Below are 13,088 nucleotides of genomic sequence, written 5' to 3' on the forward strand. Positions count from 1 at the left end.
ATTAAAAATTAGGACAATTAATTATAAATTCTCTCTTAGTTATGGCTATTTCCCTGTTATTGAAAGGCATTTCCATTGGCTTAGCCGTTGCTGCTCCCGTGGGGGCGATCGGCGTTTTGTGTATTCATCGAACTTTAACTTATGGTCGCTTAATTGGCTTAATTTCTGGACTCGGAGCCGCAACAGCCGATGGGTTTTATGGTTGTATCGCAGGCTTTGGTTTAGCAGCCTTATCTAATTTTTTAGTCGATCGCGCTTTTTGGTTTCAATCCATTGGTGGGATATTTCTCATTTACCTCGGGGTGAAAACTTTTTGTACGAAACCCAAACGAGAAGCGATCGCAGACAAGCGATCGAGCCTTTCAAATGCTTATTTTTCTACCTTTTTACTCACTCTAACTAATCCTACGACCATTCTCTCATTTATTGGCATTTTTGCCGGCTTGGGCTTGGTTAACTCTGGAGGTAATTATCAAGAAGCATTCCTCCTCGTTTTCGGGGTTTTTACCGGATCTGCGCTCTGGTGGTTATTTTTGAGTTTTGGGATCGATCGCTTACAAAGATTCTTTCATTTGGGAGATTTACGCTGGTTGAATCGCGTTTCGGGAATTGGTATTATTACCTATGGAATTTTAGCCTTATCTCCTTTAATTAAAGCGATCGCTCACTCCTAAAAATCAACCTGTTGCCCAAATTAAAGAAAATTAACAAAAATATCTTCCACTATCGGTAACACTAGAGAGTAGGGGAATTATAAAAAAAATCTAAAATTAGAGAGCCAGAGGAGAGAAAAATATGGATGGGAATGAATTACTCAAGCGCTACGCCGCAGGAGAACGAGATTTTACTCGGGTAAATCTCATGGGAGCAAACTTAGAGAGAGCGCAACTTCCCGATATTGATTTAACCGATGCCTATTTAGGTGCGGTGAACTTCAGTCGTGCGAACCTCAAAGGAGCAAACTTAACGAGAGCATTTCTATTTCGTGCTGATTTGAGCTTTGCTAAAGTTCAAGAAACCAGCCTCACGGATGCCGATTTAACCAAGGCGAATTTAACAGGTGCAGAATTTGTTAAATCCATCCTCAAAGGGGCAAAATTAAGCGGTGCTATTCTCAAACACGTTAATTTACATCTTGCGAATTTAGAAGGCGTAAATTTGTGCGGTGCAAATTTAGAAGAGATTAATTTTCGCTCGGCGAATTTAAAAAATGTCAACTTTAGCTGGGCGAATTTGTCTGGTGCGAGATTAAGTGGTGCCAATTTGCGCGGGGCAATTTTGAATGGGATTAAATTCAGCGAGGCTTATCTCAACGGAGTCGATCTGCATGGAGCCGATCTCGATGGGGTCGATCTTAGAGGGGCAAGATTGAGCGGTGCGAATTTAAGTGAAGCGAATTTGAGCGTGGCAAATCTCAGTAATGCCCAAATTCGCATGGCATTTATGGCTCGTGCCAATCTCCAAGCAGCAAATTTAGAACAAGCGAATTTATTGCGATCGGATTTATGCGACGTTAATTTAAGTAAAGCGAATTTAACCGATACAAATTTGCAAGAAGCCGATCTAACGGGTGCGAATCTGAATAAAGCCAATTTGAGCGAAGCCAACTTGCAGCAAGCTAGTTTGCGAAATGCCTATTTATGGAGTGCAAATTTACAAACAGCAGATTTGCGGGAAACCAATTTAAGCGGTGCAAATTTACGGGGGGCGCGATCGCAGGATATTAATTGGCAACAGGCGATTTTATCGAAAACAACCATGCCCGACGGTGCGATCGCAGGATAACTGTAGGGACTGTAGGGACTTAGCATGCTACGTCCCTATGTCTCTATTTACCCATGCCCAACTGTTGTGCTTTTTGGTAAACCTTACCTTCGGTAAGCAAAGAAGGAGCAATCACCACTTCAACTTGCTGCATTTCTTTAATGTCTTTTGCACCCAAAGTTCCCATCGAGGTTTTTAACGCCCCGAGTAAGTTGTGAGTACCATCATCTAATTTAGCCGGACCCGTGAGAATTTGTTCGATTGTTCCCGTCGTTCCCACTTTAATGCGCGTCCCGCGAGGCAGGACAGGGCTAGGAGTTGCCATACCCCAATGATAATCGGTACCCGGAGCTTCCTGCGCCCGGGCGATCGGGGAACCGATCATCACTGCATCGGCACCGCAAGCAATACATTTACAAATATCTCCCCCCGTAACAATGCCACCATCGGCAATGACGGGAATATACTGCCCGGTTTCCTGTTGATAGTCGTCCCGTGCTGCCGCACAGTCTGCTACCGCCGTCGCTTGAGGGACTCCTACTCCTAACACGCCGCGAGAGGTACAAGCCGCACCGGGTCCAATGCCCACCAAAATTGCTGCGGCCCCTGCTTTCATGAGCTTTAAAGCCACCTCATAAGTCACGCAATTGCCTAACATCACGGGCATCGGCATTTCTTGACAAAATTGTGCTAACTCTAAAGGTGTAATTGCGGCGGGGGAAAGATGATCCGTAGAAACGACCGTCGCTTGAATACAACAAAGATCGGCTTGAGCTTCGGCAACAGTTTTGCCATATTTCACGGCACCGGCTGGGGTTAAACTGACTGCCGCGATCGCGCCGCGATCTTTGACTTCTTTGATGCGTTGGCTAATCAGTTCGGGTTTAATAGGTTCGGCGTAGAGTTCCTGCATTAACCCGACAAATTCCTCTTTTCCCACCGAAGTGATGCGATCTAAAACGGGATAGGGGTCTTCGTAGCGGGTTTGAATGCCTTCGAGGTTGAGTACCCCCATCGCGCCCAATTCCGAAAGTAATACTGCCATATTGACATCCACGACTCCATCCATTGCACTAGCAAGAATGGGAATTTCTCGTTCAATATTACCAATGGTGACGCGGGTATCCGCCAAACTCGGGTCTAGCGTCCTCTGTCCGGGGACAAGGGCAATTTCGTCAAATCCGTAAGCTCGTCGAGCGGTTTTACCTCGACCGATTAAAATATCCACGCTCTTTTTTCGTTCCCAAAGCTAATTTAGCCTAGGCTATCAAATTTTGTGGAGTCTTGGGGATAGGGCAGGGGGAATTTCTTGGGGTGGGAGGTTGAGGAAGATTTTGAGCAATGCGATCGCTTTATCTCTAGATTTTGTTTATAAGAATTGGTATGAAGGTACGAGATAATAGAATATTGATGAAGATTGGAGAGCCTTTTCATGGGAAAACTAGCACTGCTGAGCGTTTCTGATAAAACTGGAATTGTTGATTTTGCCCGTCAGTTGGTAGAAGAATTTGCGTTTGAACTCCTCAGCAGTGGAGGCACGGCAAAAGTGCTACAAGATGCCGGTATTCCTGTAACTAAAGTTAGCGACTATACGCGATCGCCGGAAATCTTGGGAGGACGAGTTAAAACATTACATCCTCGCATTCACGGAGGAATTTTGGCACGTCGCAATGTTTCCCAAGATTTGCAGGAATTAGAGGAAAATGAGATTCGTCCTTTCGATTTGGTCGTAGTCAATCTTTATCCTTTTGAAGCAACTATTGCTCAACCCAATGTTACCGTTGCAGAAGCCATCGAAAAAATTGATATTGGCGGTCCGACTTTACTGCGGGCGGCGGCGAAAAACCATGCACATTTAACCGTTTTGTGCAACCCCGATCGCTACAAAGATTATCTTCAAGAACTCCGAGATTCAGATGGAGAAATCTCTCTCGAATTTCGCCAACAAAGGTCAATGGAAGGGTTTATGCTGACAGCAGCTTACGATCGCGCTATCTCAACTTATTTTGCCAAATTAAACGACACGGAAGCACCTTTTTCCCTTTGGGGCAAACCGTTACAAACTCTGCGTTACGGCGAAAATCCTCACCAAAACGCAACGTGGTATCAAACCGCCGAAGAAGGCTGGACGAGTGCAGAAAAATTACAAGGAAAAGAACTCAGTTACAACAATTTAGTTGATTTAGAAGCGGCTCGGCGCATTATTAAAGAATTTACCGACGAACCTACCGCCGCCGTTTTAAAACATACGAACCCTTGCGGAGTCGCGATCGCAGCAACTTTAGCAGAAGCCTATGAAAAAGCATTTAACGCCGACTCTATCTCTGCTTTTGGTGGCATTGTTGCCCTCAATCAACCTATCGATGTTCCCACAGCAAAAGCCTTAAAAACAACATTTTTAGAATGCGTTATCGCTCCCGGTTGCGAAGAAGAAGCCAAGGTAATTCTCGCCAAGAAATCTAAATTACGAGTATTAATTTTACCGAATTTTAACGAAGGGGCATTAACAACCGCTAAAGTGATTGCTGGAGGGATTTTAGTGCAAGCCGCCGATGAAATTGAAGATACACAAGAAAGCTGGACGATCGCCACAGAAAAACAACCCAATGAAGCCGAATTAGCAGAAATGCTCTTTGCGTGGAAAGTCGCCAAGCACGTTAAATCTAATGCCATTGTCGTCACTCGCGATCGCATTACTGTAGGAGTGGGTGCCGGACAAATGAATCGCGTTGGTGCAGCTAAAATTGCGCTAGAACAAGCCGGAGAAGCAACGCAAGGGGCTTGTTTGGCGAGCGACGGTTTCTTTCCTTTTGATGATAGCGTCAGGATAGCGGCAGCAGCCGGAATTAAAACCATTATTCAACCCGGTGGCTCGATTCGCGATAAAGACTCCATCGCCGCCGCCAATGAGTTAGGATTAGTCATGGTTCTTACTGGAACTCGCCACTTTTTGCATTAAATTGGCAAGGAGGAATAGGTAATCGGTGATTATCTGTTTACGATTACCAACTTTCTCATCAGGAGGAATTTGCATTAATAATTGTTCATTAATAATTGTTCATTGATAAGCGTTCTTTCTGCCAATCGTTTTCTTTTGGGGATGTTGCTATTAGTGCTAACCGTGCTTATCTTAGCAACACCTTTTGGCGAAGCCGGACAGTGTTTGGCAACTTTCAGCACGATCGTATTATTGGGGATTATTTTTCCCGATACCGTCCGCAAATTTCGCCAAGATTCCCGCTTTAAAACACCTCCTCGCCTAAAAACTGCGATCGCATTAACAGCATTAGATTTAACGGTCACATTTGGCTTAATTTTCTTCTGGATAACATTAATTGCACTATATTTTCCTGATTATTTGGCAAAATTAGAAGAATTTTCTCCAGAAACAACACCGGGAACAATCGAACAAGTTTTTGCAGTTATCGGGGGAGCAATTTTTGTTCCTTTGTATGAAGAATTTGCCTTTCGCGGTGTAGCTTTACGCGCTTACGAGCGAGCGCGATCGCCAATTTATGCAGCACTTTTAACCTCATTTATTTTTGCGCTGGTTCACGGAACTTTGATTCAATTGTTAGCATTTATTCCGGGATCGTTTCTCGTTGCTCGAGCGGTACAAAATCGTGAGAGTTGGTGGTTGGCAGTTATTCCTCATATTGTCAATAACGGGCTGATTTTCGGGCTTTTTCCTTTTCTTCCCCCAGAAAGTGAAACAGAATCTCCTCAGTTAATTTTGGGAGTCATTGCTCTAATGATTGCCATCTCCGCATTTGCGATCGCGGCACATTGGTTAAAGATTTTTGCGGAGAAAGAATCCGAGATAAGATGGGAACAATATGAAAAAATTTGGACTCCAGCTTTAATGAGCGTGGTTCTATTTGGTCTCAGCTTAGTCATTTTGACAACATTTGCACCTCTGGATTCCGAATCTATTTCTGGGTTAATTAAAATATTCGGATAGAATGAACCACAGAGTCACAGAGAAGCACAGAGAGAAGAATATTAATCAGTCATCGTACCTTCTCAATGAATCATTCTCAAAAAACAATCACGAATCAACAACTTCCTCATTCTCTCCAGATTTGGAATAATAAAGCCAGACTTTCTCTTCCGCTCCTCCTCAAAATCTGGCTGAGCGTACTTGTTTTGACGTTTCTCAGTTCAATAATTTTCGTTAGCCAACACCGTCCCCCTCGTTGGGTTATTGGTGGCTTCATTCTCAGTCATTTGCTTGTTTTCTTGTGGCCGATCGCTACAACAGTTACCCTAAGAATTGGCATGGTGTCCCTCGCTCATGTCATTTGCTGGAGTCCGGGATATATTTTCACAATTATTGAAGTTTGGCAAGGCTCTGCAAGAGGAAACTATCAAATCTGGTCATGGGCAATTATTGCCACGATCTCGATCGCATTTATCTTTGATTTGCGAGATAGTGTTAGTTATATCTATTTTGGGTTAAAAGGAAAGATTCCGGCTTAGAATTATTTGCGATCGCCAGTTTTCTGTTTGAAGATTAGGCAAATTTGCTTCAAATCCGCCAGTTTTTTGTAGAAATAATAAAACTAAAAGAAAGTTTAACATAATCCTCAGCAAACTGCAAGATCGATTGGAGATCTCTGAAAACTTGCTGAGAATATCCTGAGAGCGCACCCATGCCGATCCGATCGCGATCTTGTTGAAACCCTATCAAATCGAGGATTCTAGAAATGTAAGCAACAAACAGAGTTTCTCATTTCTCAGGAGTCGTCATTATGTTTCGCGTATCTGCCTTTTCCACAAAAATTGTTCGGGGATTAACCAATTGGAAAACCACAGGAATTATTTTAAGTTTGCTTTTAGCCAGTGCGGGAACTTACCAAATACGTTACGGCAATACTAACTTAGAGAAAATTGCTATAAGCTACGAAGAAGTACAAGAGGCCGGCTATTCTGCAAACAATGTTTCCTTACAATCCACCGATGAAGAAAATCTGCACTACAATTTTGCATTTAAACTGCAAAAAGACGACAAAGAAATCGCGATCGCATTAAATGATATTGACTTGAGTTTAATGATTCCTTCTGCTCCTGAATCGGCACAAGGCAATGCAGAATTGGTAAAATGGTTTATTATGGAACGGGAATTTAACCGCCAGCGTGTTACCTTTAAATCCGACTCTCCTCATTTACAAATTAAAGGCGACGGACAATTCAATGCTAAAAATATTTCTGTTCATTTAACGAACAATTGTTTGGGTGCGGGTTATTGGGAATTAGCAGTTTTTGCCGAAGAAGATGGCGTAAATAAGAAAATCTATCAAGGATTCTTTGATTTTCCTCGGGGTAGCTATAAAGACCTCGTAGCAACGGTTAATAATGATTCTTATTGGAAATACGCACAAGGAATTGAAGCATGGTATCCCGGAACGACTTTCTTTAAAGGTCAAACTCTTGATTATTCTAACATGCGAGAAGTTAAAAACGAACGTCAAGTCAATGTCCGTGACTTAAAAGATGAAACAATTTTCACCGTTTCAGAACAAGAAAAGAAAGCCAAATTAATCGTAGACGATACGCAAAAGTATTGGCAAACATGGGATGATATCCGCCATTCTGAAGCACAATTTCAAAGTTTTGTCACTCCCGGTATTTACAATCCCGATAAATTATGGTCGAGCAACTATAGCGAAATTGCCAATCTGACTGATGCAGTCGTCAAAGATATTGAATCTCCTCTCTTAGAACAATCATTAAATGAGATTGATTTCTATTTCCAAAGCGAAGCCGGAAAAACTCGCAAATTAGTTGTCAGTGGTGTAGATTTAAAAGCATTACCGCAATTGTCTTCTGAAGAGTATTCTCAAGGCTTGTATATGCCTCTCGGGTACGGTACGCCTTTTACACAAGATTATGAGGAATTAAAACAAAATCCTCCCATTCAAAGTCCTCTCTTTAGTATGCTTTTTGATGAAAGCGATCGCATTATCGATTATCGTCACGATGTAGGAATTAATGGTATGGTCATGCACCGCGATGCGGTTAATCCAGATTTAGTTCACTTTTATTTACTCTCTTACGAACGCATTTCAATTGTCGGTCATTACACTATTGATTTAAATAATGGCAATGTAGAGATGATTTAAGAGAAAATTAACTTTACTTTATTAGCGATCGCTACAACCCGAGCGATCGCTAATTATTTATTGGCAATACTGCACAACAAAATCAAGCATTTTTAGAATCTGTAAGGTACAACAGAGATAGAGGTAAAAAGTATTTTGCCCAACTCTTGCTTTTTGAAAGTTTTTCGCTTGCAAAATGAAAACTCTTTTCCGTCGTCTTCGTCAGCCGCAATTCCCTCTACGGGTTGTTTTTATTGTTCCTTTCTTATTGGAAATTGGCTTTACAGTTGGGATTGTTGGTTATCTTTCCTTTAAAAACGGACAAAAAGTGGTAGGGAATCTCGCTCATGAATTAATCGAAGAGACCGGCGATCGCATTGAAAATAATATTAGTTCGTTTCTTGCAGTTCCTCCTGCAATCGTTCTCAATCATCAACATCTGATCGATACCAACCTTCTCGATCTAGAACAAATGGATTTGTGGCTACCTTATCTATGGAAACAATATCATAATCACCATTCTGATTTTATTACAGTCATTCAAATTTCTAATCAACAAGATGAATATCGCTCTCATGGAGAGATATATCACCAAAATAGATTAGTTGCTGGAGCAGGAATTTCTGGACAAAAAACTAATTTACAAATGCAAATTTATTACGATCTAAAACAACTTCAAGACTTCATCAATCCTTTTCTAAAACTCGATAATTTTCAAGCCACTCAGCGTCCTTGGTATCAACAAGCAATAATAAAAAATAAAGCCGTATGGACTGATATTTATCTTCGGATCCCAGCCCAATCTTTAACGTTAGCTTTTGCTCGTCCTTTATATATCTCTGGAGAAAAAGATCCTCAAGGAGTCACTTCTGTGCTTCTCGATCTGAGCTATATCAGTCAATTTTTGCAATCTTTGAAAATTGGTAAAACTGGACAAGCCGTAATTTTAGAAAAGTCTGGCGATTTGATTGCGACTTCAATCGATGAAGATCCTGTTATGCTAAAAGATGAAAAAAAATTGAGATTAAAAGCAAGAGAGAGTCGCGATCTTGTCACTCAAGCGATCGCTAAAAATCTCGAACAAAAAAAAGATAATTTTTTTGATATTGAAAATTCAAAAATTCATACATTTTTCGTCAAAAACAAGAAGTATTTCTTACAAACAATTCCTCTCAAAGATGAATATGGATTGGACTGGACAATCGCGATCGCAATTCCAGAATCTGATTTTATTGCCGAAATTCATGCTAATACTCGTCAAACTGTTCTTCTGTCTTTATTCGCTTTAGGGGTTGCTGCGATCATCGGTCTTTTAACTTCTCGCTGGATCATTCAACCTATTCTGCAATTAAATACTGCTGCTAAAAATATTGCTCGCGGAGATTGGGATACTCAGGTTAAAATTACTAGAAATGATGAGTTAGGACAACTCGGGTTAGCTTTTAATATAATGGCAGCACAAGTGCAGCAATCCTTTCAAGAATTATCCCAAAGTAAACATCAATTGAGTCAATTTCTCGAATCTTTACCTGTTGGAGTTTCAGTACACAATCTTGATGGTAGCATTTCCTATCTCAATCAAACCGCTAAAATTTTATTAGTACAAGATATAAGTACAAAAATAAAAGCAGAAGAATTGACCTCAGTTTATCAAATTTACCATAGCCCAACTCACAAACTTTATCCTACAGAAAAATTGCCGATTATCCAAGCAATACAAGGTAAAAAAAATTGTTGCTGACGACTTAGAAATTCACCTCGACGATCGCATCATCCCTCTCGAAGTCAGTGCGACTCCAATTTATGATGAAAATGAGGAGATTGTACAAGCGATCGCAGTTTTTCAAGATATTACCTCACGGAAACAAGCAGAAAAAATCCTTAAAGAATATAGTGAAAATTTAGAATTACAAGTCAAACAGCGAACAATAGAATTAGAAATGGCGAAGGAAAAAGCAGAAGTTGCCAATCATGCTAAAAGCACTTTTCTTGCGAATATGAGTCACGAATTGCGTTCTCCTTTGAATGCAGTTCTCGGGTTTTCACAATTAATGATGCGATCGCAAACATTATCAGCAGAACAGAAAGAAAATATTGGCATTATTAATCGCAGTGGAGAATACCTTTTAAACCTCATTAATAATGTTTTAGATTTATCCAAAATAGAGGCTGGAAAGATCGCACTCAATTCTCAGAATTTTGACCTATATCGCCTTTTAAATGAAATTGAAGACCTGTTCTCTCTCAGAGCAGCAAATAAACAGTTACAATTGATTTTTGACTGCGATCGCAATGTACCGCAATATATCAAAACTGATGGGGTTAAATTACGTCAAGTTTTAATTAATCTTCTCAATAATGCTTTAAAGTTCACCTCAGAAGGCGTTGTTTCAGTCCGAATTATTCAGTTACCAGCGAACCAAGTCACAAACATTGACCAACAACAAATTCATTTTGAAATTGAAGATACAGGAGCAGGAATTGCCGAAAATGAAATCGAGAAACTTTTTGAAGCCTTTGGACAAACTCAAACTGGAAAAAATGCTCAAGAAGGGACGGGTTTGGGTTTACCAATTAGCCGTAGATTTGTCCAATTAATGGGAGGAAATATTCACGTCAGCAGTCAAGTCGGCAGAGGAACAACATTTTCTTTTGATATTCAAGTTCAACTCGTGCAAGCCAGTGATGTTGAACAAAATAAACAAAAATCTCGCGTTATTGCTTTAGAATCAAATCAACCTCGTTATAAGATTTTAATAGTTGATGATAAGGAAATCAATCGTCAACTATTAATTAAACTTTTGCAACCGCTAGGATTTGAAATTCAAGAGGCTGCCAATGGTCGAGAAGCAATTGATATTTGGGAAAATTGGCAACCTCATTTAATTTGGATGGATATGAGAATGCCAGTCATGGATGGCTATGAAGCCGTACAATATATAAAAGGAACAATTCAAGGTCAAGCGACTGCTGTTATTGCTTTAACTGCTAGCGTTTTAGAAGAAGAAAAAGCAGTAACGCTTTCAGCCGGTTGCGATGATTTTATCCGCAAGCCATTTCGAGAAGCAATTATCTTTGAAACGATGGCGAAACATTTAGGAGTGCGTTACATTTACGAACAAAATTCATTATCTGAGGATCGTGAAAAACCCTATTCGTTAACAACAGAAAATTTACAGGTGATGCCTATAGATTGGTTGACTCGCATTTATCAAGCTGCACTCGATCTTGAAGATGATTTACTGTTAAATCTAGTGACAGAGATTCCCGAAACGCATCAACCTTTAGCAACAGCATTAACCGATTTAGTGAATCAATTTCGTTGCGATACGATCGCCTCTGCGATCGAACCTTTGTTAAAGCGATCGGATTTGAATTTAAGATGAAGTCAAAGAAATAAATCGGTAAGTCAATTCTCTGTCTTGCTCAAATCCGTCAGAGAGTGAAAATCCCCAGCGAATTCGAGTCAATTAATCTACTCCTGGAAACGATTCTACAAACTTAATTTCAATATCGGGAAAAGATTCTACAAACTTAATTTTAAAATCGGGAAAACTACTCACAAACTGCCACTCTCCACAATCATCAGGAAATGACGTAACTGTTTTAACTTTGAGATCGGGAAAGGATGAGACGACCTTAACCTCAAAATCGGGAAAACTCTCAACAATTTGCACTTTCCCGTAAAGTTTTGTCCCGCGATAGGTACAGCTTTCCTCATCAATCTCGGCATCTGCCAGGGCAGAAGGTGTAAAAAGAGCAATTGATGCGATCGCACTAATTCCAAGGCTTCTCAGGATGTTTTTCATGGCTATTTTAGATCAATAGATGATAGTATAATACAAACATTACTCATTGTTCTTTGTTCATTGAAAAGCGTTCTTTTGCTTTTTGAAACGACTCTCCCATCACGGCTTGAATTCGCGCAGGATCGGGCTTTTTTCCTCCCATCAAATCGCCAAAATAAACACACGCTCCCTCACCTAAAGCAAAAGTATAAGCTGCTGCCCAAGATGCGGCAATAACGCTACCAAATCCCGGCACAAACTTAATTAACTCTCGCCCGATCGCTTGCGCCAAAAATCCCCCCGCGATCGCACTAACAATGCCTCCGGCTTGAGAAGGGGTCAAGGTTTGCCCGTATAACTTCCCCAAAACTCCGACCATTGATACTTGTAAGGCCGTTAAAACAGGCATGGTTGCAAAAGGCAGAGGTACCGCCGCTAAAGTCGCCGCGATCGCGGCAAATGCGCCAATATAACGCCGTCCCACATCTCGATATAAATGCCCCAACTCCTTTCCTCCCGTCTCATCTAATAACTGGTAGATCGTGCGAGCTTCTGCTTCCGGTAATAAATCCCCAAGAGCATCTCGTAATGCTTCCAATCCATAAAATACGGGAGTATAGCCGTCTTCTTCTAAGGTAAAATCGATCGCGACAGTGCGATCGCACAATCCCTCAAAGGCTTCTTGTAAGGCAGTATAAGGGCGATCGCAGGTTTTTAAAGCAGAAGAATAGTCAGGATGATCGGTGACTTCAGGAGGATAGACTTCATGGAGACAAGTAACAACCAACAAACAAGGAATGTGAGAGTATTTCTGTCGCAATTTCTCTGTAATGTGTCGCAAGGTCGCGATCGCAAAATCATTAATTTTAACGGTTAAAATCAGAATTCTCGCGTGACAGCTTTCCTGTTGCAGATCCTCGCTCAATTCTGCCACAATCGCATCAGTATCTTGCCCGATATCCCCCAGTCCCACAGTATCCGTAAAAACCAGTAACGGCAAATCGTCAGAAGGATAAGCATACCGTTGGGTATTTTGAGTATGAGGGCGAAACCCTTGACCGATAATTTCCGCCGAAACCCCCGTCAGTCCTCGCACAATTGAACTTTTTCCCGCTTGAGGTTTACCAATGAGTAGGGCTTCTGTGGTGGGAAGCCGCGATCGCACCTCCGCTAAAATTTCAGCAACGCGATCGTCACTAACGCTAAACAAGGCAACAACTTTTTTAGTAGCGCGATCGATCGGGAAAAGACTCGTTAAGCGATTTTGAGTGGCTTGCAAAACCCCAACGAGTCGGTTGGGACGATCTCGAGATAGAGAATCTGTGGTTGGGTTGTCTGCATCCGATTCAGTCATCAGCTTGTCTCATACGAGAAAAGAGTGGGAGATTGATAGCCCCGTCTCTTTAGAGCGGGGTGGAAAATCGACACGGCGAAT

11 protein-coding genes are annotated in these 13,088 nt (G+C 41.3%); 8 read left to right on the top strand and 3 right to left on the bottom strand.

Annotated features, from left to right (window positions below; genetic code table 11):
- Positions 1 to 41: 41 nt before the first annotated feature.
- Positions 42 to 674 (top strand): LysE family translocator, encoded by a 633-nt coding sequence (locus AC6RV6_RS12785; RefSeq protein WP_500241233.1) that lies wholly within the window; start codon positions 42 to 44, stop codon positions 672 to 674.
- Positions 675 to 795: 121 nt separating this feature from the next.
- Complete coding sequence (locus tag AC6RV6_RS12790) at positions 796 to 1,785, top strand: pentapeptide repeat-containing protein (protein WP_500241234.1); 990 nt, start codon at positions 796 to 798, stop codon at positions 1,783 to 1,785.
- 43 nt (positions 1,786 to 1,828) lie between these two features.
- Here the strand turns inward: AC6RV6_RS12790 and AC6RV6_RS12795 are convergent, their stop codons facing one another.
- On the bottom strand, positions 1,829 to 2,992 hold the full coding sequence (locus AC6RV6_RS12795) for a GuaB3 family IMP dehydrogenase-related protein (RefSeq protein ID WP_500241235.1): 1,164 nt from the start codon (positions 2,990 to 2,992) through the stop codon (positions 1,829 to 1,831).
- A gap of 204 nt (positions 2,993 to 3,196) precedes the next feature.
- Between AC6RV6_RS12795 and purH the strand changes: the two genes are divergently transcribed.
- The 6 genes from purH to AC6RV6_RS12825 all read left to right on the top strand — a co-directional run bounded on the left by purH (position 3,197) and on the right by AC6RV6_RS12825 (position 11,251).
- Complete coding sequence (purH, locus tag AC6RV6_RS12800; RefSeq protein WP_500241236.1) at positions 3,197 to 4,723, top strand: bifunctional phosphoribosylaminoimidazolecarboxamide formyltransferase/IMP cyclohydrolase; 1,527 nt, start codon at positions 3,197 to 3,199, stop codon at positions 4,721 to 4,723.
- Positions 4,724 to 4,825: 102 nt separating this feature from the next.
- Positions 4,826 to 5,725, top strand: coding sequence for a CPBP family intramembrane glutamic endopeptidase (locus AC6RV6_RS12805; protein ID WP_500241237.1), 900 nt, complete (start codon positions 4,826 to 4,828; stop codon positions 5,723 to 5,725).
- A gap of 65 nt (positions 5,726 to 5,790) precedes the next feature.
- A complete protein-coding gene (locus tag AC6RV6_RS12810) occupies positions 5,791 to 6,243 on the top strand; it encodes a hypothetical protein (protein ID WP_500241238.1) in 453 nt (150 codons plus the stop codon).
- Between the two features lie 272 nt (positions 6,244 to 6,515).
- A complete protein-coding gene (locus tag AC6RV6_RS12815; RefSeq protein ID WP_500241239.1) occupies positions 6,516 to 7,886 on the top strand; it encodes a hypothetical protein in 1,371 nt (456 codons plus the stop codon).
- A gap of 175 nt (positions 7,887 to 8,061) precedes the next feature.
- Positions 8,062 to 9,606 carry a HAMP domain-containing protein gene (locus AC6RV6_RS12820; RefSeq protein WP_500241240.1) on the top strand — a complete coding sequence of 515 codons (1,545 nt, stop codon included), beginning with the start codon at positions 8,062 to 8,064 and terminating at the stop codon, positions 9,604 to 9,606.
- 199 nt (positions 9,607 to 9,805) lie between these two features.
- Positions 9,806 to 11,251, top strand: coding sequence for an ATP-binding protein (locus tag AC6RV6_RS12825; protein WP_500241241.1), 1,446 nt, complete (start codon positions 9,806 to 9,808; stop codon positions 11,249 to 11,251).
- An 84-nt stretch (positions 11,252 to 11,335) separates the two neighbouring features.
- On the opposite strand, the gene AC6RV6_RS12830 is transcribed toward AC6RV6_RS12825, so the two are convergent.
- Complete coding sequence (locus AC6RV6_RS12830; protein ID WP_500241242.1) at positions 11,336 to 11,674, bottom strand: 7(1) septoil knot domain-containing protein; 339 nt, start codon at positions 11,672 to 11,674, stop codon at positions 11,336 to 11,338.
- Positions 11,675 to 11,717: 43 nt separating this feature from the next.
- Positions 11,718 to 13,007 (bottom strand): YcjF family protein, encoded by a 1,290-nt coding sequence (locus tag AC6RV6_RS12835; RefSeq protein ID WP_500241243.1) that lies wholly within the window; start codon positions 13,005 to 13,007, stop codon positions 11,718 to 11,720.
- Between the last annotated feature and the right edge of the window lie 81 nt (positions 13,008 to 13,088).

The sequence above is a fragment of the Spirulina sp. LEGE 11439 genome (genome assembly GCF_059821285.1).